The following is a 24,441-nucleotide window of genomic DNA, read 5'->3' on the forward strand; positions in this document are numbered from 1 at the left end:
GATTGTTAGAGAAGAGTCGTAACGCCTTATCGTCATTATCCCACAATAGACATAGAAGGCGGGCGTCGGCAAGAGCGATGCTGAGGGTTGCATTCCATGAGAGGGGCATTCATGAAAGTCATCGCTGTTATTGTGTGCTTGTTGGTGTCCTTAGCGCAGGGGCAGGCGCAGGTAGAGTGGACAGAAGTGTTGAAGTTGAAAGTAGGTGCATACGCCCTCACGACGAATGGTGTGATTGTGGCATATGCTCCGTACAAAGTCCACCTTTCTCTTGATACAGGTAAAACATGGTCTAGCTCGGTCATTAATGTCGAAGATCGGAACGCCCCTTCATACTTGCCTGCTTTGCACGTTCAAGATGAAGATCGGATAGTTCTCTCTGGCATTGGCATATATAGAAACACGAATGGATTTGAAACGGAAGCATTGTATGAGGCATATGAATCCGTAGATAGCGGACGATCATGGGCTGTGTATGATCTCCCTACCAAGGTGGAAAAGACGTATGAACTTGATCAAGATAATAGTGGTCATGCCTGTATGAGTGGTGACTATGGGTTTAAGATCAGTATAGACGATTTCAAGAGCTATGTGGACGTGAATATTGGAAGTGCGTGGTCTGGGCGGAACGGAGTCGAACACTGTCTCGCAACAGATCGAGGGCTCTTCTTCTGCTATGGAACAGGTGGGGGAATTGTTAGAACTGCTGATTCAGGAAGGTCACTGCAAAGAGCAATTGTTCCAACTACAAATGATCTTTCTGATATGATGTTCGTAGATCGCGAGTTCGGAATTTGTGTGGGAAAGAACAGTACTGTCCTGAAGACCAACAATGGTGGGGTATCATGGTCCGATGTTCAGTCAGGTATTCCTGCCGACATAACGTGTGTGTTCATCAGAGATACTGCTACATGGATGATCGGTGCAGAAATGGGCTGGGTTAAAGTCACCACTGACGGTGGAGCAACCTGGCGTGACATTTCGCTACCAGATCACACGCCTCTCAATGATGTAACGAACGTTGTGATTCTCGGTCCGCGTGACTACATGATCTCAACCTTGCAAGGTGCCTATCGAGGCAAAGATCTAGGGGGCTCCACATCTGTCCCAGATTCATTGTCATCCCGTCACTCCGTCACTTTGTCAATGCTTTCCATCTCACCCAATCCCTCAACGAACAGCGCTACGATTACGGTTGCTGACAGAAGCCCCGTACTTCGGCTGTATGATGCCAGCGGACGACTTGTAGCCTCCTACACGGTCGAAAACGGTAGGGTCGTGGTGAACACGTCGGAGCTCTCGAATGGTGTCTACAATGTTGTTTCGGACATGGGGAGCGGGGTGTTGATGGTTAGTCGTTAGAGTGGTAGAGTGTTAGATGGCTAGAGTGGTAGATTGTTAGAGTGCTAGAGTCATATCGTCATAGCGTCATAACGTCATAATCGTCATTACCTCGTTTCGTTTTGTGGTGAAGAGGTAAGGGGCGAGTATCTTTGTGGATGGACTCAACGTTTGACAATGCCTTTTTCCTGAACCTTCGCTCTGCTGTGAAGGTAGTGTTAGCGAACCGGGCACAGCTGGATAGTCGGCTTTATGACGCTCTGGAGTTTTATCAGCAACGAAACTATCCTCAAACACAGTCGGTCCTTGAGGATATACTTCAGACCCCGCCCCCCGAGGTCAAGAACTCCACTGCCTATGCTGCGTCTCTCCTGGCAAGGTGCTATGCAAGCCGCGGAAAGGACCAAGAAGGATTAGAGTTATTGGAGTCCGAAGAGATCGCTCGGCACTTCCACGGGGCTCTGGCTACGTCAACCTTGTATTGGTTGACTGCCCATTTCTACAAGGCTCAAGGTCGATACTCGGAGGCAATGGAAAAACTCCAAACGGCTCTTGATCTTGTACTTACCAGCACGGCTCCAAAGAATGCCTTTCGAATAGTCTCCGATTTAGCGAACGTGCATCTAGCGTTAGGCGATGAAGCTCGAGCGATCACGCTTTACGAGTCGGCAATATCTGAGTTTGAAGAAGATGCCGACTACAAAGATGCTCTCGTTCGAACACGTTGCAATCTTGCATCGGTCTACCAGGGGGTCTCTCGGAATGGCGATGCGATCAACATTATCGACGAGTTACTAGAGCTTGAAGAGATAGAGAGAGACTGGTCGACGTTCATTGCTCTTAAGCTCAACAGGGCCATTACGCTCAAGGCACTTGCACGAATGGACGAGTCTCTCAAAGCCTACTCTGAAGTCCGTGATCTTGCTCGCGCGAAGCACGATGCTCAGTTCGAGGCGCGTGCCTTGATTGGCCTATCAGAACACGCTCGACAAGGCGATTCGATTGACGATGCACTTGCGTACGTTAAGGAGGCCTACGAGATATCTGAGGCGCATAAGCTTCAGGAAATGATCCTCGTGTGTATGAAGCGTATTGCAGTACTTCAACATGCGAATGGCAAGGTTGACGATGCAATAGCGTTGCTGCGTGAGTGTTTTACACGATATGTCTCCAACGGTAACCGACGAGAAGCAATTGGAACAGCATCAGATATTGTGGATTTTCTAACGAAGGCTCATCGCTACGAAGGGGCCTTAGAGACTCTCCAAGAGAGCATGCGTCTTCAGCGATCTGTCTACGAAGCAGAAACGGAAAGAGCCGTAGAGATAGCCTCTGTGCGCACACGCCTTGCAAAAGAGAAGGAAGCCGCTAGGGTTAGAGACGAAGAGCGGAGCAGAGTGCTTAATGCAGTGATGCCCGCACACATCGCTACCCGTTTGACTGCCGGTGAACGAGAGATCGTCGATACGCTACCAGCCGTTACGATCATGTTTGCAGACGTTGTAGGGTTCACGGAGCTCGTCTCGTCGATGTCCGGTGAAGCCCTCCTTGAACTCCTTTCGCAGTTGTTTACGGGTCTTGACGCTGCTGCCTCGCGATTTGGTTGTGAGCGTGTTAAGACGATTGGGGACTCCTACATGGCAATCTGTGGCGCCTCAACAGAGCTTGACGACCATGTTGAGAGAATCGCACGTATGGCACTTGCGATTGTTCGGGGAGAGTTCGCACTTCCGATCAATCCATCGAGGCTTCGAATTGGAATTAACACAGGCCCTGTGATAGCGGGAGTGATGGACGGACAGCGTATCTCTTATGATGTATGGGGAGACACGGTTAACGTAGCTGCGAGAATGGAGGAACACTCCAAACCAGGCTCCATTAACTGTACTGAAGTTGTGGCTATGCAGCTAGCAAATGTTGCTGATATGAGGCTGATAAAGAGAGAGCCCCTTAACATTCACGGAAAGGGGCTCATGACTACCTATTGGATTGAGTCCACTTAAGGATCGGGTACTTGAGTTACTTGAACGGTGCTATCGGTCGTAACATTGAACGGATATGTCCAATCCGGCGCTGTCACTCCAATTGGAACCGCGCTTCTAACAGTTAGTGGCGTGTTTTGAGAAAACGTAAGTCGGCCACCAGTATTCGTTGCTGGTGTAGATGATGTCACCGTGAGTATGTAAGATCCCAATGGGATCTGCGACCCGTTCGGTGGTTTGGCCCCAGACCGAACTGTTACGGTAGCCGCTTGTGCGACGGTAACGTAAGTGTATACTGCGTCATCCATAAATGGACTCCCCTAGAGTTGAAAATATTCCCCACGGATGAACTTAGTCATAATCGTCCCATTGCGACCTCGTGAAAATGCTTAATCGTATCACCAATCTTGGTAGAGTGCTAGATTGCTAGAGTGTTAGAGTGTTAGAGTGTTAGAGTGTTAGAGTGTTAGATTGTTAGAGTGTTAGATTGTTAGAGTCATAACGTCATAATGTCATATCGTCATAACTTCAAATGTCATTTTCTTCCGAAGCGTTCTTTTCCCTCAAAGCCACAGACCCGGCAAGCTCTGCACGTGCAGGTGTGGTTCACACTGATCACGGGGATATCCCAACTCCGGTCTTTATGCCGGTTGGTACGCAAGGGGCGGTGAAGGCTATGGACCACCGGTCTCTGCGCGAACTGGATACGCCGATCATCCTTGGTAATACGTACCATCTTTACCTGCGACCAGGGGTGGAGACGCTTACGGCAATGGGTGGACTCCACAAGTTCAGTACGTGGGAACGACCGATCCTTACCGACTCGGGAGGCTTTCAGGTCTTCTCCCTCCGTGAACTTCGCAAGATGAGCGAGGAAGGGGTGGAGTTCCGATCCCATCTGGATGGATCGAAACACTTGTTTACGGCCGAGAATGTTGTGGATACGCAGCGGGCCATCGGCAGTGATATCTTCATGGTCCTGGATGAATGCACGGCACACCCGGCCACCTATACCGAGGCGCGCACGTCCATGGAGCTCACCACGCGCTGGGCGCAACGTTCGCGGACGCATCATCTGGAGAGCCCCTTTCTCTACGGACATCGGCAGGCACAATTCGCTATCGGACAGGGGAGTACGTATGCCGACCTGCGACGCGGATGTATGGAAGAGCTTGTGGGGATGGACTTTGAAGGCTATGCCATTGGCGGACTCAGCGTTGGGGAATCGGCCGAGGATATGTATGCCATGACAGAGGCTTCTACGGCGGTAATGCCCCCTCACAAACCTCGATATCTCATGGGCGTGGGGACGCCCGAGAATATCCTGAGGGCGATCGACCTGGGGGTGGATATGTTCGACTGTGTGATGCCCACCAGGAATGCGCGGAATGGGACGCTGTTTACTACGTCCGGACGGGTCAATATCAAGAATGCACGGTGGAAACAGTGCGACGAGCCCATCGACCTCCTGGTGGGGGCAGAAAGCAGTCAGAACTACAGCATGGCGTATCTTCGTCATCTTATCCACGCCGGAGAGATCCTGGGACTCATGCTGGTAATCATCCAGAACGTGGTTCTTTATCTTTGGCTGGTAAAAACAGCTCGGGAGAAAATTCTCGAGGGCACATTCCGTCCTTGGGCTGCTGAGACCATTGAACGACTCAATCAACAACGATCATAAACGACCTTTTCGAACGGAGAACCAATGCTTGCACTCTTTCTGATGTCACCTGCCCCTGCCGGCGGTGCTGGTGGTGATACAACCGGACAACTCATTCAAACAGTAGTGATGTTCGGTGCAGTGATCGCCATCTTCTACTTCATGATGATCCGTCCGCAGCAAAAGCGCGCCAAGGAACACCAGAAGTTGCTTGCCAGCATCAAGAAGGGCGACGCCGTGGTTACTTCCAGCGGCATCCATGGAACGGTCTATGAGGTTGACGAAACCACCATCACCGTTACCATCGCTTCCAACACCAACGTCAAGTTCGATAAGAGCTCCGTTGGCACCGTCGTAGCCAAATAACACGTCAACTCTCGATGCTCGACTCAATCGAATCAGCGGTCAACGACCTCAAAGCCGGTAAGTGCATCATCGTTGTTGATGATGAAGACCGTGAGAACGAAGGTGATCTGATCTGTGCGGCAGAGCTATGCACGGAACAGAACATCAACTTCATGGCCACAGAAGGTAGGGGGCTTATCTGCACCAGCCTTACGGAGGAACGCGCACGCGCGCTGGATCTTCCGCTCATGGTGAGCGATAACACTGCCCTGCACGGCACTCGGTTCACGATCAGCATTGATTACGTGCATGGTACTGCCAGTGGAATTTCTGTGAGTGATCGTACGGCAACCGTGCGCGCTATGGCAGAAGATGCCGTGCGTCCGGAAGACTTCGCACGTCCGGGACACATCTTCCCCCTCATCGCTGTAGAAGGTGGTGTGCTGCGCAGAGCAGGGCATACCGAAGCAACGGTTGATCTGATGAAGCTTGCCGGACTCAAACCCGTTGGTGTGTTGTGCGAGATCCTCAAAGTCGATGGGTCAATGGCCCGCGTGCCGGATCTTCTGGAAATGGCAAAACACCACGATCTCAAGATGATCTCCGTGCAGGATCTCATTGCGTACCGACGCAAACATGAGACCCTTATACGCATGGTTGCCGAGGCAAAACTGCCAAGCGATCATGGTGATTTTGTGCTGCGCATCTATGAGAACAGTTTGGATGGCAAGGAGCATGTGGCCGTTATCAAGGGCGACATCACAACGCCCGAGCCCGTTCTTGTACGCGTCCACAGTGAATGCCTTACCGGGGATATCTTTGGGTCGCGCAGATGTGACTGCGGACCCCAGCTCCACGCCGCCCTCGACCAGATCGAGAAGGAAGGTCGCGGAGTTGTCCTCTACATGCGTCAAGAGGGAAGGGGCATCGGACTAGCCAATAAGATCAAGGCCTATGCCTTACAGGAACAGGGAATGGACACCGTGGAGGCCAACACCCACCTCGGTTTTCCGCCTGATCCACGGGATTATGGAATTGGCGCGCAGATCTTGCACGACCTAGGTGTGCGGAAGATGCGCTTGATGACCAATAATCCCAAGAAGCGTGTTGGTTTGCAGTCGCACGGACTCGAAGTAGTGGACCTTGTTTCCCTCGAAGTTCCGGCAACAGCAGAAAATCAGGGTTATCTTGAGACCAAACGCGACAAGATGGGGCACCTGCTCCGTCACCTCTAATCATACTTCCGAAATCGATCTCTTCAAGGTTCAGTCATGGCCAGCGAATCCGTATACGTCACCAAAGAGTTCTTCCACGAACTGCAAGCAGAAGTCCACGAACTCAAAACCGTTGGACGCCGAGACATCGCCCAGAAGATCGCCGATGCACGCGCGCACGGAGACCTTTCTGAGAACGCAGACTACGATGCAGCCAAGAACGCCCAAGAACTCCTCGAGATCCGCATCTCGCGCATACAGACCATTCTCGGCAAAGCCCAGGTCATCAGCGCCAGTGACTTCCCGGACGACAAGGTCTACATTTTGAGTCGGGTTACCCTCCTCAACAAAAAGACCAAACGCGAGATCGAATACCTCCTCGTATCCCCAGAAGAAGCCGACTTCGAAAAGGCCAAACTCTCCGTAACCAGCCCCCTCGGAAAAGCCCTCCTCGGCAAGGTTGTTGGTGACATCATCGAGACCAAGGTCCCGGCCGGTGTGATCCAGTATGAGGTGTTGAAGATCGGGAAATGACGTTATGACTTTTATGACGGTATGACAATCATGACGGTATGACGAAATGACGTCATGCCGAGCTGTGCGCCAAGCAAGAACTCTCCCCCCGTCCCCCTCCCTCACGCTTCGCTAGGGAGGGGGTGCCAGTACGTGTAGTCGGTCATAGTCCTTTATGCCCGTCATACTTGCAATGACTGATGCTAGTTTGCAGCCGTCGAAACAGGCGGGGACTCCATGGTAGTAGGGGGTAAGGGCTCTGCTACTCGATACGCTGACAGAGAGAAAACACGCACCGAGGACTCACATGGACATGTTGTCGACGATTACATGGAGAAAATGCTTGACAGTTATTCTCTGTGCGCATGTTGGTATATGCAATTCCTTGATTGGATGCGCACCGCGTGAAAGCGAGAAAAAGGACCCGGAACTCATTGAGTCATCACAGCCACGGTCGAGCTATTACAAAAAAGACAGTACCGTCCATGAACATTTTGAGATTGAAGACAGTGGGGAAGGAACCATATCACATGTCGTCGTAGGCCACAAGTTCTTTGGCGACTCTATCTGGGTAACCATGAACGGGTCGGGTTTCGGGATCAGTGATGTGCGTGGTTACGATACTGCATATATTCTCAAGAATACGATGCTCGTTGTTGAGGGTATACGGCCTCGATCAAGTGCAGCAGTTATTCGGGTCACGTATCTGTTCCGAGTTCTGAACGGAAAGCTTGTCCACAGCTCAATTCTTGAACGTCATGTAGAAGTGCTTGAGTTTTGGACGGGGACTTCCGAGTTTCGAGCTGGAGATATACGTGTTGGTCAGATGACATACGGAGGATTTACATCCGATCTAACGATTTCGAAAGACTTGAGAACAATTCGGATACGGTACGTAGATACGAACTATCGTGTGAAAGAGGTAGGTGCGATACCACTTATCCGTCGCAGTAAATACAAACTGACGTACGATGAGAAAACCGGCGTCTACTTTACATCGATCCGTTCAGCGGAAGCGTTGCAACCGATGGAAGATGGTGAAGGTGAACGTCTTCAATCAGATTTACTACCTAGAATGCAATATCTCGGAATGCATCGCCAGTATGCATATTATGGCTTGCGATGGTATGAAAAATGGTTCAGAGGCAAGTGGAGTCAGGTATCCCGAGTTCAGGTCATACCCTAAGCATATGACGCGTTGGCAAATGACTCAATGACGTCCCCCTCGATCCTCCCTTCGGCAGGACAGGCTCCGCTCGGGGTGAGAATCGTGAGTTGAAGTAGTGACAGTTGTGACGATTTGACGGTTAACTTGTGTGACAGGCTTTCCCCAACTAGCCCAAGCGTTCCGATGATCGTGACACGAAATGCCTAGCCCCTTTACCAGCACAGAAGCAATGTGCACTCAGCTGCCTTTGTTGCGACTAGCCCTGCTCGCAGTTGTTGGAATATTGTGCCAGATAACGACGATGGCGCAGTGGCAGCGTGCAGTGATCGTACGCCCGCAGTATCTGGATATCACGGAGATCCACATTGCAAATCCTACGGCTGTGTTTGCTGCGGGGGTTCGTGGTGATACTCTCGTTATTGCCCGTTCTTCTGACCGTGGTGCATCGTTCGCAATTGCCTACGAAGCGCCAGCGGACGGGGACGGAAGTGGCATTCAGACCATTGCTAGTGTCAATGACTCAATGCTTTTCGCATGTGGAGGCAATGTGTTCATTGCCTCACGTGATACTGGAAGGAGCTGGTCCGACGCTTCACCGCTCTTACCCGATTCAATACTGTCGCGATTAGGCACACAGTACAAATTGACTTCATCTGCATCATATCGGGGCGAATACACGGTCATTTCTGGTTACGTAGATGAAACCGAGTCGGTCTTTATCAAGTACTTTCCACGCACGGGTTCCTGGCAGTTGATTGATTCGCAACTCGCTTTTGACGGAATGACAGCACCGGGTGAAAATGTTGTTTACGCCCATGTGTGGGATCGAGACATCTTCAAGAGCACCGATTCAGGAACTACGTATTCTGACATTACGAAATACCCATTCGATAGAGCTTTCGATATTTGTTTCCTTGATACTCTTATTGGAAAAGCAGCTGGCGGTTTGTTGCATTCAACTAGTGATGGAGGATCGACGTGGTCAAGTAAGGACGTGTGCAGGTTCGGTTGTTCATCCGTCGTGTTCGTCGACACATTGTACGGCTGGACTAGTGGTAGCAAAGCGCTACATCGTACAACCGATGGAGGCCTGACATGGCAGGATCAATCTAGCTTCATTGATACTCGTCCTGAGGCTGCGAATCTGTGGAGAGCTACGCACTTGGCCGCTATTGACTCAAACAATGCGATCTTTGGTGGTAGTTACGGTCTTTGGGTAACCTTCAATGGAGGGGTAGGCACAACATCCGTAGATCCGAGCGGTGATCTAACGCACCTTAAAGGCCTACAACTCTCGCCGAATCCTGCCATTGACGACATTACAATAACAACACCAACGGCTTCCACTGGTCGTGTACTGATCGTTGATCAAGCAGGGCGTACTGTTTATGAACGTGTTGTAGAGTCCGCAAGTTCTAATGTTCATACGCTCCGAGTTTCAACTGATCAATTCCAGCGCGGCGTCTATCTGGTGCTGTTCCAATCCGCCGATGGAGTTGTGGCTGAGAAACTCCTTGTCTCGTGGTGAGGTGGGGGAGTAAGAAGAGACGTGGGACCTCGGGAAGAAATGACGCCCCTCGATCCTCCCTTCGGCAGGACAGGCTCCGCTCGGGGTGACGAACGCCTCTTCGCCCCTTCGCCCTTTCGCCTCTTAGCCCCTTCGCCCCTTCGCCCCTTCGCCCTTTCGCCCTTTCGCCCCTTCGCCCATTCGCCCCTTCGCCCCTTCGCCCTTTCGCCCCTTCGCCCTGCCCCTACGGCATGCCGCGTCGTACCCACGTCTTCAACAGCTCCACCTCTCGTTCGCTTACGCGGGTTCGTCCCGGTGGCATGGGGACGTAGCCATCTTCGTGTTCTATGGTTTGCATGAAGTGACCGTTGATGATCTCGTCCTTCACACGTGCGTGGGTTGTGAGGATGGGGCCGCTGCCGCTCACTTGTTTGATGTGACATCCAACGCAGTAGAGATCAACGATCCTCTTGATGGAAGTTGTGTACGTTACTGTTGTTGTGTCGAGCGGGGATGTGCAGGCGCTGACAGAAGCCCCTTGATCGATCCATTGCGAGATGGTGTTGATGGTCTGTGAATCAAATGCAGGCCATGGTGGGAGGGGGCATGCGTACGGTGAGATCGGTTGAGGTGAGGAGCTTGATGAGTCGGCTCTGGGCGGGATCTCCGGGGACAACGATGCCCGGACGTTGCAATACATCACCGGCGGGGTCGGCTTCGTCGTGACATCCGCTCTTTGCACAGCCGGCATCGATCACGGGCTGTACCTGGGTGGTAAAACAGACGTCTGTGGTTGGTGGCGGCGCACTCGTATCTTCACATGCAACGATGAGGAGGCAGAGAAGAAGAGGGAGTGATCGTTGAATTGCGGACATCTGTGTCTCAAAAATCGCACCTATCGTATCTTCGAACAACAGAATTCGACGGAGCGCACGTGAAGACCCTTCTTGTTGGTATGGCGGTGATGTTCGCAGTGGCCCAATCCTGGGCACAAACACCGCCCCACGTATGGCGTCCGCTCATGCCCGGACTTGCCTATACCATCCGCATCAACCCGCTCGATAAGAACAAACTCTACGTTGGCAATTGGTCGAACCAGCTCTATCGATCCTTTGATCAGGGTCGCACGTGGACGATCTCCGTTCTTGGTGATCTTGATGCCGGCAACCACCTCACAACGGTTCATGTGTGCAGAGCCGATACCAATGTGATCTTGGTAGGGGGCTATGTGATGGACGGAGTGATGCGTTCGGCGGATGGAGGACGGACATGGACGCGGGTGTTGGCCGATAGTATGAACCGACGTATCTGGTTCATCAGCGAAGCCATCGTTGACGATCCGAATAACGTGACAACACTCTATGCCGTGCGTGGATCAACGATCAATGAAGTGTACAGGAGTCAGGACTGCGGAGAGACATGGGAGGTGATGGGTGTAGTGCCAAACACCATGACCACGAAACTGCACACCGTTGCTATCCGACGTGACAGTTCAAACATCCTCTTTGCCGGATGTCAGTCCGGGGTGATCGTCCGCTCCGATGATTCTGGTCGATCCTGGCGTCCAGTCCCTGTCAACGACCGCTTCGATCTCTACACCCCCGACGCTGAGATCCCCAAGATCGCCTTCTCACCACGCACGCCAAACCTTGGCTATGCCATCGTTACCATCAGTGACCCAAAGAACATCAAGGGCAACGGCGGAACCTTGCGCACAACTGATGGCGGCGCATCGTGGTATCGCATCGCTCATGAAGACACCAGTCTGTGGGCCGTAGAGTTCCAACCCGTGGGAGACAGAGAAGATGTGTGGGTAGGGGGCTTTCGGACATTTACGTTGCCAACGATCATCAAAGGCGACAGCATTGTCCGTCGCAGCACCGACGGCGGAGAGACATGGCTCAACTACGACGACGTACCATGGATCCCCGATGAGTTCGGCGATGTCTCCGCAAACATCTGGGTCATCAAACACGACTCGCTGTCAGGCCGCATGTACCTCTGCACCGAGTCGGGCCTCTTCCTCCTTGACGACGCCACCTCCGTATCGCCCCCTTCCGGAAATGATATGGGGCTTGACGTGCTCCCCACCGATGCCGGCATCCACGTCCGCCTCCGAGACGGCCGCGACTGCGACGTAGACGTCTACACCTACACCGGCGAACACATCGCATCATCTACTCGCGCATGTGATCATCACATCGCGATCCCTCAGCGTGCAAGCTCCCGCTATCTCCTCATCCGCGTGATCCCCGTAACGGGCGAGGCGTTGTATAGGGTGTGGAGGCGGTAGCGTCATGCCGAGCGAAGCGTCATGCCGAGCGTAGTCGAGGCACAGCGTCATGCCGAGCTACGCGCCACGCAAGAACTCTCCCCCCGTCCCCCTCCCTCACGCTTCGCTAGGGAGGGGGTGCCGGTGCGTAAACTGTCATTAGTCATTTGTCATTAGTCATTGAGACACAGCGTCATTAGAGTAAATGATCGATCTCGGCATAGATGAGATCGAGGAGTCGTTCACATATAGCGTCGAGATCAGTTAACACATCTGCGTTGCTGACTCTCACTGTGCAATAGCCGTGGGCAGCCAACTGAAAGTCGCGTTCGTCATCGCGCTCTTGCTGAATGGGAGAATGATGGGCTTCGCCATCAACTTCAATGATCAAACGAAGCTCATGACAATAAAAGTCAGCGATCGAATCGCGGACCACATGCTGGCGTAGAAATTTAAAGCCACCAAGTCTCCGAGCGCGCAGCCTCTCCCAAAGCATCCGTTCGGCAGGCGTCATCTTCTTACGCATCTGCCGTGCGATCTTGATCATGTCGATCTGTTCGTAGGGGTTCCTCATACCCGCTACGTGCTTCCCAGCGATCACAACGTGACATTCATTGCACTACAACAGCGCTCGCGAAACACTCACAATAGGCAACGGCACCCCCTCTCTAGCGAAGCGTGAGAGAGGGGGCAGGGGGGTGAGTTCTTGATATCCCTAGCGAAGCGTGAAAGAGGGGGCAGGGGGGGTGAGTTCTTGACTAACGTCGGGCTTTAGCCCGATGTTGTGAGCCCCCTCGACTCCCATGCACGTATATTTCGGGCGAGGCATGGCCTCGCCCTTACTAACTGGTGCATCTATGAAGACACTCCTCCTCCTTCTCGCCATCACTACCTCTCTTTGCGCTCAGGTGCCGCAGGCCGGACTGAAGATGTGGCTGCGTGCTGACTCCTTAGTAACGCAGAACGCGCAGGGTCAGCTCGTGTCGTGGAAGAACATCGTTGATGGCAGAGCGGCGTTTGTACCCGAGGGTTCGTCCGCTGTTACAACGGCTCCGTTGAATGGTCGTGCATCAATGGTGCTTGATGGAGCGGGGTATATGGAAGCCCCTTCCCTCATGCCTGTTGGCAAGGACTATACGGTGGTTGTGGTTCTGCAAGTGAACAACATTGGTGCAACGAATAACATCGTGTCGGGCAATGACCGTGCGTTCTGGCTTGGCAGCTCTGCCTTTCCGCGGATGTTGCATGCAGGCAATTTCTCACAACAAGCGGTGAGTAGTGTTGGAGTGAATGGTCCATCAATCGTGCGTGTGCGGTTTGATACGGAATCGGGTGTAGCTCGTATCGCAGTGAACAATGAACAAGGGGCGGCCGATCCTATCCCACAAAACATGGATAGTGTGATCTTCCTTGGTGCGTTTCAGCGCGGGAATTTCTATAGTGGACAGATCGCCGAGGTGCTTGTGTATGATAGAGAGGTGGAGGGGGCTGACCTGCTTGCACTTGATACGTACCTGCATGCGCGGTATGCAATTGCACGCACGCCCGACCCATTGCCGCCAACGATCGTCTTTGATGCTGTGCCGCAGAATATGATGTTGGCGAGATGTGGAGATTCGTTGTTTGTTGCCGGACGTGTTGCTGCTGCTCGTGTGAAGAATGTTGCGGTGACGGTCGACACCAATGGTGTTGATGTAGTATCACAAAGCTTCTTTGACCTTGCCGTCAATGCAACGTTCCGTGTGGGCTTTGTTGTTGAGTCGGGCGCACACTTGTACAATGTTGTCGTCACAGCCGATACCGGCGGCGTTGAGCTCGACACCGTCATCAACAACCGCAACATCACGTGCGGTGAAGTGATCGCCATCACCGGACAATCCAATTCGATCTTTGGTGCGGCCGGGATAGCCCCCTCACCATTCTCTCGTACCTATGGCGGCAACTTCTCATCGCAGCGAGCCGATACATTATACAAGGCAAGCTCTGCAGAAGGCACCGGTGGCGGAGCAAATGTTGGCGGGTGGGGACTGTACATGCAGAATGCCATCATTGAGAAGATGGGAACGCCGACGATGGTGATCAATGGTGGGGTAGGGGGCACGTCAATCCAGCAACATCTGCCCGACCCAAACAACCGACTCAACCTTTCCACGATCTACGGCAGTTGGTTGTATCGTGTGATACAGAGCGGAAGCAAGGATCGCATCCGGTGGTTGTTCTGGTATCAGGGTGAATCGAACAGTGGTGCTGATGACTACACCGCATTGTTCGATCAACTGCGCAATGCGTGGTTGGAGGATCTGCCCAATCTGCAGCATATCGTGGTTGTGCAGATACGTCCGGGATGTGGTGGGGACGGACATCAAAAACTCCGCGACTCCCAGCGCAAGCTCGAAGACCGTCACCCAGAGGTTGTTGTCCACGCCGCCGCCGGCCTCCCCTTCCACGATGGTTGTCACTACAGCGCCGACGGATACTTCACACTCGGCGAACAACTCTTCAACCTCTACCGCATCACCGAACTCAGTCTGATGCCCGGCAAATACGCGTCATCTCCAACCATCGCAACAGCCAACTGCATCGACGCACAATGCACACGCATTCGCCTCACATTCAACCGCGCTGCACAACTGCGCATGACTCCCGATATGTCGATAGGGGGCTCCATGCGCACCGCACGAGACGCCTTCTTTGCCAATGACGATCCAACGATCCAGCCAACCAACGTTACTGTTACCAACGATGCCGTTGAACTCACGTTCGCAAGCCCCATATCACGCATCTCCTACGTGCCGGATAAGTTTTACGTCGGAACAGAAGTGATCTACGAAGGTCCGTGGCTGGTGAATGCCGACGGCGTGGGCGCGATCACGTTTCATAACGTGGAGGTGGGAGCTACGTCAATCGCTGAAGACGGGACTGAGGATGGGACGTATGATGGGACTGAGAATGGCTACTATGTGATGGACATGCGTGGGATGGTGGTGGCCACCACTAGTGCTCAGGTCGAGCAGCTTGCTTCTGGTGTGTATATGCGCCGTGCAAACGGGCGGACGGACAAGGTGGTACTGGTGCGGTAGCACTCAAAGTGTACGCAAATAGCGTATATTACGACACATAGATTATCACGAGATCAATGTGTCAACAAAGAAATCCAAGAGATCTCTTTTCAAAGAGATCGCCGAGGGAATCGATGCATTAAAGCATGAACGAGAAGGGAAGATCACCCTTCGCCGACATGTGCTTGTGGAGCACGACGTTCCGACCATCAGCCCCGACGAGTTAGTTGCCATCCGCACGAATCTGAGGCTTTCGCAGCCAGTGTTTGCGGCATACCTCCGTACCAATGCCCGAACCCTAGAGAATTGGGAGCAAGGCAGGGCTAAGCCCAATACCCAAGCCGCCCTGCTGATCCTCATGGTCAGGAAGTACCCAGATACCATCAAACGCCTCAGTCAGCTCTAGATTCGCTATTCGCTATTCGCTATTCGCTATTCGCTATTCGCTATTCGCTATTCGCTATTCGCTATTCGCTATTCGCTATTTTCGCACATGGCATGGTTCCTCAGAAAAAACAAAAACATCACAACGGAGCAGCAGCTTCGTGAGATGCCCGACGGACTCTGGACGAAGTGTCCGGAGTGCGCAACCATTATCTACCGCAAAGAGCTTGAAGAGAACGCCTACACGTGTCCTACGTGTGACAGTCACTTCCGCATTGGTAGCAGCAAGTATGTGGATGTGCTTATCGACCGGGGGACGTGGGTAGAGACCGACCGTCAGGTCCGTTCTGCCGACCCCTTGGAGTTCGTAGACACACGTCCGTACAAGGCCCGACTCAAAGAAGCCTACTCGCGCACGGACCTGCCCGATGCCGTTACAACCGGCACCGGTGCCATCCACGGCGTACCCGTTGCTTTTGGTTGTATGAACTTCGGCTTCATCGGCGGCTCCATGGGATCCGTGGTGGGCGAGAAATTCGTCAGAGCCGGTCGCCGCGCCCTCGAACAAAAGATGCCCTTTGTCTTCATCTCCGCTTCCGGTGGCGCCCGCATGCAAGAGGCCGCCCTCTCCCTCATGCAGATGGCAAAGACCAGCGCCTTCCTCTCCGAACTCGGCGAGGCAGGCCTCCCATACATCTCCATCCTGACAGATCCCACTACAGGGGGCGTATCAGCCTCCTATGCAATGCTGGGTGACGTGATCATCGCCGAACCCAAGGCCCTCATCGGCTTTGCAGGCCCGCGCGTGATCGAACAGACCATCCGCCGCAAACTCCCCGAAGGTTTCCAACGCTCCGAGTTCCTCCTCGAACACGGCTTCGTTGATCTCGTTACCCACCGCAAAGAACTCAAACGCCAGCTCGCCACCGTGCTCACGCACTTGATGAGCGGCGGGACAGTGCGGGGGTAGACGAGGCACACGTCACCCCGAGCGTAGTCGAGGGGCAGGGCGAAGAGGCAACGTCACCCCGAGCGTAGTCGAGGCACACGTCACCCCGAGCGTAGTCGAGGGGCGGGGTTCCTCGTCGCTCCGCTCCTCGGAATGACGCTACCTCAATCCTATTCCCAATGATAGAAACGCGAGCACCATCAATGATGGTGCTCGCGTTTCTTTGTACATAGACCAGCGAGGCCAGCGTCACCCCGAGAAGCGTAGGGCACGGCATGACATTCGCTATTCGCTATTCACTATTCGCTATTCGCTATTCAGTTAAGGTTTTGTCAAGGTTCCATTCGGTTCAATTGCCACTAGCTTTGCTGTATGAAATCTCTCATACTGCTACTTGTTGCTGTTGGATGCGGCGTTGCCTCTGGGCAAGTACCAGTTTTGCCTGTGGCATGGACGCTTCCACCGTACGTGGCGATTGTCAATGCAAGTGATTCGACGGTGGTGTATGCCAACGGCACTATTGTAACGATCTGCGATGCCGTTAGTGGGTCGATCATTCGCTCATGGGAGGCGGGTGGACGTGTAGAGGCAATCGCATTCGAGAAACATCGAGAGGGCGTTGTTGTAGCGATGAGGCTCTCCGGAGACACCACTCGGGCTTTACTCATATCTAGCTATTCGTTAGAAGGGGCTCTCCGTGAAGTTGATACACTTCCGACATCGTCAAGGCCCTATGAAAACAACGGGAAGCTATTCATTAGTCCGTCGGGGAATGTTCTTGTCGGTAATGGGTTCATCTACAACAGGAAAACTAAGTCCGTATCGCAGCCGTTTGAGAGAAGCAGCTACCTTTTCCACGCGTCCTTTGGTCAGCATGACTCATTGCTGCTGGCGTATGGCTTAACGTACTATATAGATTTCAAAAACAACGCCGTCCGCTATTGTCAAAGAGTCACTCGAGGATCAAAACTGATCGGCAATTGCCCCGGCGTTGGTATCGATCAGTTTCTTCATGGAACCAACTACATTCTCTCCAGCAATGGTATCTACGATGGTACCAACGACGTCCTCTTTGTAGAGTTACCTGAGATAATTAATGGAATAGTGAGTTCAGATGGTATGCGGAGTATTGGAGAGTCTCGTGATGGCTACATAGCCGTGTACGACATCTTTTCAGGGCCGAAGTATAGAATGCCGTTGCCGTACTCATTGTACATTTCATATGTATACAGTGCCCCTTGGTCGATATCACCGAATGGACAGGTTGTTGTATTGCCTGGTCAGCCCATGCCCGTGTATATCGTGCCGCCATCGACGCAAACTCCACGTATCCATGCCCAGTTTGAATCACTCGTGGTAACAGAGCATAGTCCTAAGGTCATGACCTTTGCATCTCTACCGATCACAAAGCCCCTTGAGATTCGCGTTGAAGTCGACGACAAACCAATTGCCGGTCGAGTCTATTATCCGAAGGAGATAGGGAGTCACTCGATCCGCGTTGGACTCTTTGATGGCAACAATGTTGTGAGTGATACTGTCGGACAATTCACGGTAGCCCCTTTGGAGCGTTCGAAGTACACAACGTGGATCGGATCAGCTGGTAGAAGCATTGCTCTCTCTCCCTCTGGGGATCGTTTAGCTTTTGGCGCACCGGTACCAGGGATCGTCGATCTTGATCATGATTCGGTGCTGATGATGAGAAGTGGTCTGGTAAGTTGGGAAACAAGGGCTGTTACCGCGTTTGCCTCAGACAACCTTGTAGTGTTTCAATCATCCTATCGGTCAAGTGATGGGTATGGCGGAAATGAACCGGGTCCAGACCCATGGCAGATACTTCACTACAATGTCGTTGACCTGCGAGACTTAGAATGGGCTTTCCGAAGTACGTCGTTCACATCCAACAATAGCCAATATCCAACTGCAAGGTATAGAATCGAGCGGGCCACCGATCAATATCATGGGAGATACATTAGTTACGGTTTGAGTTCTTTCCTACATGGAAATCTTGAATCAGGCTGGATGAATATGATGACGTTTTCTGAGGACTCCAATGCCAACGACGTGCCATGTTGGGACTCACCTCTCTACGTAGCATTCGACCCATCACAGGATAGACCATTGTTTTTGGGCAATCTTGCAGAGGACACATCAAAGGCGGTAAGACGCGTATGGCGAGAGAATGCCACTACGGGTGAATGCGAGGAACTGCCCAACATCCCGGTGGGCCCAGCAGTATTCGTACACAACGGGGAGTACCTCTGGGTACCAAATCATGGTGTGTATGACGCAACATCGGGTGCGCAAATACTGTCGGCACGGTTGCCGAAGAACATCCTAGCCGTTCCACATTCGAGTCTCGTTCTTGAGGTACGAAATCATATGAGTGGGAACTCAACTAAGTCTATCGACCTCGTATTCTATAAGTCAACAGATAGCATTCCATTGAGGATCGTTAACGTCCCAGGTAGATATTACATCGAAGCGTCCATTGACACGGCTGGCGCTCGCCTGTTAGTTGTTACAGGTGAACCAAACGTAGCCAATATCATTGATCTGCAGAGGTTGCTCCTGGATGAAGGACTCGACATCTATCGTGTGGAGGATCGACCGAAGGGACTACCTGATACTTCCGGAGGCCCCCCCCGCGGGCCCTCCGATTCACATGAATCATCGTACCCAAACCCATGCTACGACCACGTCACATTATCGTTCGTGAAGAAAGTCGCTGGAGCCACAACCGTCACCGTTGTCTCCCTACAAGGGGAGATAGTATGGAACGCTGCTCTTGCTGACTCACAACAGTCCGTCTCCTGGAATCTGCGTTCTACATACGGAACTGCACTCTCATCAGATCTATACTCGGCTATCCGTCGCACCCAGGACGGTACAATCATCGAATCACTGACATTCGTGGTTGGATCGGAATAGTCAACCATACCGCATCTATGTGCCTATCCCCAAACTCTGCCACGAACCGGCACCCCCTCTCTAGCGAAGCGTGAGAGAGGGGGCAGGGGGGTGAGTTCTTGCCAGTCGGCGTGCCTCGACTCCGCTCGGCATGACAGGCTCCGCTCGGCATGACATTCACTATTCTCTATTCTCTATTCGCTATTCGCTATTCTCTATTCGCTATTCAGTTAAGGTTCTGTCAAGGTACAACCAAGCTCCCCCAGTACCTAGATTGCCTTCGTCACTCACAGAGAAGGTCAATGAAACGCGTAGTAATGATCGCCATAGGCATCCTGGCCCTGCTTGTGCAGGTCTATGAGTCAAGAGCCCAAGAGACGCTTCCGCGTCTTGGCGAGCGCAAGTGGACGATCACACCTCCAAACATGCGGGGTACGGGAAGTGTTGCCTATGCGCGCAACGCTGATCTCTTCTTCGTTGGAACAAAACACGGCTTTGTGCTTGTGGTCGACACTAAACAAGGCAGGATCACCGACACCATCAATATGCGGGACTACCCATCAGTGTGGGACAAGATCAAGGGTCTAAGCCAGCAAAGAGTAGTTAACATTGGGACTACCTATGATGGGAGTTTAGTAGCATTTCGAAGCGGCGACATCGCTAACGTAGGAACGGTTATGATAGAGTATCCATCAAAGCGTCTGTTAGACTCTGCGGAGAGAGGTCTTGGATTCTACGACCATTATCCCCCACAGGGCCTTGTACTCTCCTCCAAAGGCAGGTTCCTCGCGATGGACTATGGGGTCGTCATCGACCGTCAAACCGGTAAAACGTGGAAGACGACTCAACGAGCTCAGTTTGGGTGGATGTGCTTTGACGAGGCCGAGACTATGCTGGCCTACAGAACGGATTCAATTATAAATGGGGTCACCTTTGATGGCTTTGTTGTCATCCAGCCATTGGCTGACACCGGTATTGCGCCTGTTAACACTGGCTTGTATGGATTCCCGGCGTTCTCGGATGACGGCAGTAAACTCATGACATCCGGTGGCACCGGTAGCGTGTCTGAACCGCGCGTGTCTCTTGAATCCAAGGCTGTCGTTATGGATTTGGCCTCTCGAGAGATTCTTTGGGAACTCAGAAGTAACGGCGAACCAGATTTCGGATTTTTTGCATGGAGTCCCGATGTCAAGACGTATTTCGGCATCCGATCTTCATCGTGGCTTCCAGATAATGAGCGCAATAGACTTTGCAAATGGAATGTCGGTGAAACAGAGCCACATGCAATCGTGGACGAGACAAGAATCGCATCTGATAAACTACCGACGTTCAACAATGAAATGACTGAGTTCTTTGTAGCATCTCAATCAGAAATATTTGCCGTCGACCTCACGCAGACCCCCACGAACATCGCTCATGAATCAGCGTCATCGAAACCAGATCTCATCTACCCCAACCCAGCATCAGGTTCGACAACCGTCTCATGCTCATCAACATCACAAGCTGTTGCATGGAGCATCTATACCATCAGCGGCGCGAACGTTGCGCAAGGAACACTTGATGTCAACACCGACAACGAGAACAACACCTACAACATCCAGCTTCCGCCGGGTCTTGCACCAAGCGTCTACATCCTCGTACTCCAGAATGCTGATGGTGTGAAGACCTGTGCATATCGGGTTATGACGTTGTGAAGAATACCAAACCTCTGCTACGAACCGACACCCCCTCTCTAGCGAAGCGTGAGAGAGGGGGCAGGGGGGTGAGTTGAGGTTGCCACTTAGGTCCCTCGTCGCTCCGCTCCTCGGAATGCCCGTGTTACTCCAACCAATACGTCTTCATCATACCCTTGCCTTTTACCTCAATCTCGCCGCGCTCCAAAACCTGAAGAGGTCGCTCGAACGAGTCGCCAGAAGAGGTCGCAGGCAAGAGCGTAGCGAATGCCTCAGAGACGTGGATCTTACCTGGCTCTGATGTAGATTCCATCCTACTCGCCACATTCACCGTATCGCCCCATACATCATACTGCATGCGGGCGGTGCCGATAACGCCGGCAGTGACTGGACCGCAGTGCATTCCGATCCTGACCTTTATCTCGCCGATGTCATTTGTCCACGATGTTTCTCCAAGGGAAGGGGGCATGGTGATCACCAATGTATCGAGCGATGCGATCATTTCGAGTGCGCACGTTGCGGCATCATAAATGTGTCCTGAGTTCGCTGTTCGCTCTTCGCTGTTCGCTGTTCCGAAGGACACGGCCATATAGCTGTCACCAATTGTCTTGATCTTGACGACGTTGTGTTTCTCACACACTGCGTCAAGTGTGGTGAATATCTGCTCGAGCAAATGCACTACGTGACCTGACGGAATGCGGTCGCTGATAGATGTGAAGCCCACGATGTCCAGGAAGATCAGTGCTGCATTCTCATGATGATCATTTACTGTTTCACCGCGCGCTACTCTATCGGCAATGTGCTTTGGAAGTGTTGAGTGCAGCACGGCCATGTGTTTCTGGTGTTCGCGTTGAACAGCATCGATCTCGCGTTGTTTCTCTTGCATGGCCATCTTGGTTGCGGTTTCCTTGCCGTTGACCTCTTCTGTGATGCGTGTGAATTCGTTGTTGTGCTCTACGTATCCGGCAAGATCGTTTTGTTTCAATGCCAGATCGCGCAGAGATTTATGTATGTCGGCCTGCTTTGGAACAAGCGTGTGTTCTTGAGCGATCAGCAGTGCCGCTCGAAGAGTTGCTCTTGCTTCATCAAGGGTGCCATGATGCTCCTGAAGCGATGCACGGCTCTGTTCTTTTTGAACGACGATATGGGGATTATCAATCTGCAAAGTGTCCATGGTTTGCAGCAGAGCTTCAGCTTCGGCGTGCTCCCCTGATCCAATCATTGCCGTTATGATGTTGCCGATGACGCCTACCACGTCGCTGCGGTTGCCTAGCTCCTCGTGAATGGCAATTGCGCGGCGGTAGTGCTCGAGCCCCGCGAGGTAGTTGCCGGTGTTGCTGTGCACATTGCCGATGTTGCCAGTGACGACTGCCACGCCGCTGCGGTCGCCTAGCTCCTCATGCATTGCCAGCGCGCGGTGGTAGTGCTCGAGCGCCGCAGGGTAGTTGCCGGTGAAGTGGTGCACGTTACCGATGTTGCCGGTGGCGCGCGCCACGTAGCTGAGGTCGCCTAGCTGCTCGTGCATTGCCAGAGCGCGGTGGAAGTGCTCCAGCGCCGAGGGGTAGATGCCGGTGTGATAGTGCACGCCGCCGATGTTGCCGGTGACAAGTGCCACGTCGCTGCTGTCGCCTAGCTCCTCGTGCATTGCCAGCGCGCGGTGGTAGTGCTCGAGCGCCGCGGGGTAGTTGCCGGTGCTATAGTGCACGACGCCGATGCCGTTGGTGACACGTGCCACGCCGCTTCTGTCTCCAAGCTCCTGGTGCATTGCAAGAGCTCGGTGGAGCTGCTCGAGCGCCGCATGGTAGTCGCCGGAGTTCCGGTACACGTTGCCGATGTTCATGGTAACGCGTGCCACGCCGCTGCGGTTGCCTAGCTCCTCGTGCATTGCCAGGGCGTGGTGGTAGTGCTCCAGCGCCGCGGGGTAGTTGCTGCCAAGCGCGAAACCCACACCGCGAGCGGTGTGCGCCACTGCCTCGGCTTCTGACGTGGCCAGAGCGTGGAGCTCTTCAGCGCATTCCATCAATGAAGCGGCATCGCTATTACGCGTGGCATTATTCACAGCGTCTTTGAGTTCTTCGAAAGTGCGGGTGGACATGGGAATAAAGTTACGGAGATACGGATTTTCGGAGTTACTCGCCACAGGCTTTAGCCCGACGTACGGCGCGCCTCGATCCTCCCTTCGGCCGGACAGACTCCGCTCGGCATGACAGATAAGAAATGACGTTCATTGTTCCCAACCTCTGTTACGAACCGGCACGCCTTCACTAGCGAAGCGTGAGAGAGGGGGCAGGGGGGTGAGTTCTTGCTGGCGTAGGTTCCTCGTCGCTTCGCTCCTCGGAATGACGCTACCTCAATCCTATTCCCAATGATAGAAACGCGAGCACCATCAATGATGGTGCTCGCGTTTCTTTGTACAAAGACCAGCGGGGCCAGCGTCATCCCGAGAAGCGTAGCGACGAGGGACCTAGAGAAGAAAAAAAACTCCGCTCGGCATGACGTACTTTTGTAGGTCATAACGTCATAACAGTCATAACGTCATAAGCATAACCATGCGTCGCTCTCAAACAATTCGTGTTCTTGGTTTCCCGATCGATCTTGGTGCCGACCGCCGTGGGGTTGATATGGGGCCCTCTGCTCTGCGTATCGCCGATGTGGATCTCAAACTCGAAGAGCTTGGCTATACGGTGGTGGATGAAGGGGATATCCCGATCCGTAACATCGAGGTGCAGGAACTGCAGGACGCGAAGCTGAAGTATCTGCCGGAAGTGGCGGCGATGAGCTCGGTGCTTTCGTCGCGGGTGAAGGGGATCCTGGATGACGGACATTTCCCGCTGATCTTCGGCGGCGATCACTCGATGTCGGTTGGCTCTGTTGCGGGTATCGCTGCCCACTGCAAGGAACAGGGCAAGACGCTTGGAGTGATCTGGATCGATGCCCACGCGGATATGAATACGGCGGAAACAACACCAAGCGGAAATATCCACGGAATGCCCCTTGCCGTTGCAATGGGATATGGACACCCTTCTCTTCTTGGGATAGGGGGCGAGTTCACAAAACTGGATCCGCGCAACCTTGCCATTATCGGACTCCGCAGTATCGATGCGGGAGAACGGGAACTGATCAAGGAATTGGGCGTGGCGGCGTTTACGATGTTTGATGTGGACCGCCTTGGGATGTATGAGATCGCGTCTCGCGTCCTGGAGGATATGGGACGGAGTGTTGACCACCTACACATCTCCTTCGACATGGATGGCGTCGACCCCTCAGTTGCCCCGGGTGTTGGTACTCCGGTGGCAGGGGGCTTAACCATGCGCGAAGCCCACGTCTTTATGGAAATGATCTCCCAAGTAGAAGCCTATGCCTCGCTCGAGGTGGCCGAAGTGAATCCGATCCTCGATGATCGTAACAAGACCGCCGAGTTCGCAGCAGAGATCATTGCCTCGTCGATGGGAAAACGGATCCTCTGA

General features: G+C 53.0%; 19 protein-coding genes. 15 read left to right on the top strand and 4 right to left on the bottom strand.

Features of this window, described 5'->3' with window-relative positions:
- Window positions 1-111: 111 nt before the first annotated feature.
- From IPI29_02725 to IPI29_02760, 8 genes are all read left to right on the top strand, one after another.
- On the top strand, window positions 112-1,362 hold the full coding sequence (locus IPI29_02725) for a T9SS type A sorting domain-containing protein (protein MBK7411449.1): 1,251 nt from the start codon (window positions 112-114) through the stop codon (window positions 1,360-1,362).
- Between the two features lie 137 nt (window positions 1,363-1,499).
- Window positions 1,500-3,344: a hypothetical protein gene (locus IPI29_02730; GenBank protein ID MBK7411450.1), complete on the top strand. Its 1,845-nt coding sequence runs from the start codon at window positions 1,500-1,502 to the stop codon at window positions 3,342-3,344.
- A gap of 511 nt (window positions 3,345-3,855) precedes the next feature.
- Window positions 3,856-5,004, top strand: a complete 1,149-nt coding sequence (gene tgt, locus IPI29_02735; protein ID MBK7411451.1) for a tRNA guanosine(34) transglycosylase Tgt — start codon at window positions 3,856-3,858, stop codon at window positions 5,002-5,004.
- Between the two features lie 24 nt (window positions 5,005-5,028).
- The gene (gene yajC, locus IPI29_02740) at window positions 5,029-5,349 is read left to right on the top strand and encodes a preprotein translocase subunit YajC (protein MBK7411452.1); all 321 of its coding nucleotides are present in this window, start codon (window positions 5,029-5,031) and stop codon (window positions 5,347-5,349) included.
- Between the two features lie 14 nt (window positions 5,350-5,363).
- Window positions 5,364-6,563 (top strand): bifunctional 3,4-dihydroxy-2-butanone-4-phosphate synthase/GTP cyclohydrolase II, encoded by a 1,200-nt coding sequence (locus IPI29_02745; protein ID MBK7411453.1) that lies wholly within the window; start codon window positions 5,364-5,366, stop codon window positions 6,561-6,563.
- Window positions 6,564-6,599: 36 nt separating this feature from the next.
- A complete protein-coding gene (gene greA, locus IPI29_02750) occupies window positions 6,600-7,076 on the top strand; it encodes a transcription elongation factor GreA (protein MBK7411454.1) in 477 nt (158 codons plus the stop codon).
- A gap of 322 nt (window positions 7,077-7,398) precedes the next feature.
- A complete protein-coding gene (locus IPI29_02755) occupies window positions 7,399-8,241 on the top strand; it encodes a hypothetical protein (GenBank protein MBK7411455.1) in 843 nt (280 codons plus the stop codon).
- 181 nt (window positions 8,242-8,422) lie between these two features.
- On the top strand, window positions 8,423-9,751 hold the full coding sequence (locus tag IPI29_02760) for a T9SS type A sorting domain-containing protein (protein ID MBK7411456.1): 1,329 nt from the start codon (window positions 8,423-8,425) through the stop codon (window positions 9,749-9,751).
- A 223-nt stretch (window positions 9,752-9,974) separates the two neighbouring features.
- Here IPI29_02760 and IPI29_02765 read toward each other — a convergent pair whose 3' ends face one another.
- Entirely contained in the window at window positions 9,975-10,406 is a 432-nt protein-coding gene (locus IPI29_02765) for a cytochrome c (GenBank protein MBK7411457.1), read from the bottom strand.
- A complete protein-coding gene (locus IPI29_02770) occupies window positions 10,309-10,605 on the bottom strand; it encodes a hypothetical protein (protein MBK7411458.1) in 297 nt (98 codons plus the stop codon). Before IPI29_02770 ends, IPI29_02765 begins: the two co-directional genes overlap by 98 nt.
- A gap of 59 nt (window positions 10,606-10,664) precedes the next feature.
- On the opposite strand from IPI29_02770, the gene IPI29_02775 reads away from it, so the two are divergent.
- Window positions 10,665-12,023 (top strand): hypothetical protein, encoded by a 1,359-nt coding sequence (locus IPI29_02775; GenBank protein ID MBK7411459.1) that lies wholly within the window; start codon window positions 10,665-10,667, stop codon window positions 12,021-12,023.
- A gap of 175 nt (window positions 12,024-12,198) precedes the next feature.
- Here IPI29_02775 and IPI29_02780 read toward each other — a convergent pair whose 3' ends face one another.
- Window positions 12,199-12,576 carry an endonuclease domain-containing protein gene (locus IPI29_02780; GenBank protein ID MBK7411460.1) on the bottom strand — a complete coding sequence of 126 codons (378 nt, stop codon included), beginning with the start codon at window positions 12,574-12,576 and terminating at the stop codon, window positions 12,199-12,201.
- Window positions 12,577-12,859: 283 nt separating this feature from the next.
- Between IPI29_02780 and IPI29_02785 the strand changes: the two genes are divergently transcribed.
- The 5 genes from IPI29_02785 to IPI29_02805 all read left to right on the top strand — a co-directional run bounded on the left by IPI29_02785 (window position 12,860) and on the right by IPI29_02805 (window position 20,995).
- On the top strand, window positions 12,860-15,082 hold the full coding sequence (locus tag IPI29_02785) for a hypothetical protein (GenBank protein ID MBK7411461.1): 2,223 nt from the start codon (window positions 12,860-12,862) through the stop codon (window positions 15,080-15,082).
- A 58-nt stretch (window positions 15,083-15,140) separates the two neighbouring features.
- Complete coding sequence (locus IPI29_02790; GenBank protein ID MBK7411462.1) at window positions 15,141-15,467, top strand: transcriptional regulator; 327 nt, start codon at window positions 15,141-15,143, stop codon at window positions 15,465-15,467.
- An 87-nt stretch (window positions 15,468-15,554) separates the two neighbouring features.
- The gene (locus IPI29_02795) at window positions 15,555-16,415 is read left to right on the top strand and encodes an acetyl-CoA carboxylase carboxyltransferase subunit beta (protein ID MBK7411463.1); all 861 of its coding nucleotides are present in this window, start codon (window positions 15,555-15,557) and stop codon (window positions 16,413-16,415) included.
- Window positions 16,416-16,766: 351 nt separating this feature from the next.
- The gene (locus tag IPI29_02800; GenBank protein MBK7411464.1) at window positions 16,767-19,322 is read left to right on the top strand and encodes a hypothetical protein; all 2,556 of its coding nucleotides are present in this window, start codon (window positions 16,767-16,769) and stop codon (window positions 19,320-19,322) included.
- A 281-nt stretch (window positions 19,323-19,603) separates the two neighbouring features.
- Window positions 19,604-20,995, top strand: a complete 1,392-nt coding sequence (locus IPI29_02805) for a T9SS type A sorting domain-containing protein (protein MBK7411465.1) — start codon at window positions 19,604-19,606, stop codon at window positions 20,993-20,995.
- Between the two features lie 124 nt (window positions 20,996-21,119).
- Here IPI29_02805 and IPI29_02810 read toward each other — a convergent pair whose 3' ends face one another.
- Window positions 21,120-23,069, bottom strand: coding sequence for a tetratricopeptide repeat protein (locus IPI29_02810; protein ID MBK7411466.1), 1,950 nt, complete (start codon window positions 23,067-23,069; stop codon window positions 21,120-21,122).
- Window positions 23,070-23,523: 454 nt separating this feature from the next.
- On the opposite strand from IPI29_02810, the gene rocF reads away from it, so the two are divergent.
- Window positions 23,524-24,441, top strand: coding sequence for an arginase (rocF, locus tag IPI29_02815; protein MBK7411467.1), 918 nt, complete (start codon window positions 23,524-23,526; stop codon window positions 24,439-24,441).

This window comes from Ignavibacteria bacterium (assembly GCA_016707005.1).
Taxonomy (GTDB): domain Bacteria; phylum Bacteroidota; class Ignavibacteria; order Kapaibacteriales; family Kapaibacteriaceae; genus UBA10438.

Excerpts from the sequence above, each read along its gene's own strand:
- IPI29_02760 (MBK7411456.1), top strand. The coding sequence starts at position 8,423 with ATGCCTAGCCCCTTTACCAGCACAGAAGCAATGTGCACTCAGCTGCCT.
- IPI29_02770 (MBK7411458.1), bottom strand. The coding sequence starts at position 10,605 with ATGTCCGCAATTCAACGATCACTCCCTCTTCTTCTCTGCCTCCTCATC.
- IPI29_02730 (MBK7411450.1), top strand. The coding sequence starts at position 1,500 with ATGGACTCAACGTTTGACAATGCCTTTTTCCTGAACCTTCGCTCTGCT.
- IPI29_02725 (MBK7411449.1), top strand. The coding sequence starts at position 112 with ATGAAAGTCATCGCTGTTATTGTGTGCTTGTTGGTGTCCTTAGCGCAG.
- IPI29_02800 (MBK7411464.1), top strand. The coding sequence starts at position 16,767 with ATGAAATCTCTCATACTGCTACTTGTTGCTGTTGGATGCGGCGTTGCC.
- rocF (MBK7411467.1), top strand. The coding sequence starts at position 23,524 with ATGCGTCGCTCTCAAACAATTCGTGTTCTTGGTTTCCCGATCGATCTT.
- IPI29_02795 (MBK7411463.1), top strand. The coding sequence starts at position 15,555 with ATGGCATGGTTCCTCAGAAAAAACAAAAACATCACAACGGAGCAGCAG.
- IPI29_02810 (MBK7411466.1), bottom strand. The coding sequence starts at position 23,069 with ATGTCCACCCGCACTTTCGAAGAACTCAAAGACGCTGTGAATAATGCC.
- IPI29_02780 (MBK7411460.1), bottom strand. The coding sequence starts at position 12,576 with ATGAGGAACCCCTACGAACAGATCGACATGATCAAGATCGCACGGCAG.
- IPI29_02805 (MBK7411465.1), top strand. The coding sequence starts at position 19,604 with ATGAAACGCGTAGTAATGATCGCCATAGGCATCCTGGCCCTGCTTGTG.
- yajC (MBK7411452.1), top strand. The coding sequence starts at position 5,029 with ATGCTTGCACTCTTTCTGATGTCACCTGCCCCTGCCGGCGGTGCTGGT.
- tgt (MBK7411451.1), top strand. The coding sequence starts at position 3,856 with ATGTCATTTTCTTCCGAAGCGTTCTTTTCCCTCAAAGCCACAGACCCG.
- greA (MBK7411454.1), top strand. The coding sequence starts at position 6,600 with ATGGCCAGCGAATCCGTATACGTCACCAAAGAGTTCTTCCACGAACTG.
- IPI29_02745 (MBK7411453.1), top strand. The coding sequence starts at position 5,364 with ATGCTCGACTCAATCGAATCAGCGGTCAACGACCTCAAAGCCGGTAAG.
- IPI29_02785 (MBK7411461.1), top strand. The coding sequence starts at position 12,860 with ATGAAGACACTCCTCCTCCTTCTCGCCATCACTACCTCTCTTTGCGCT.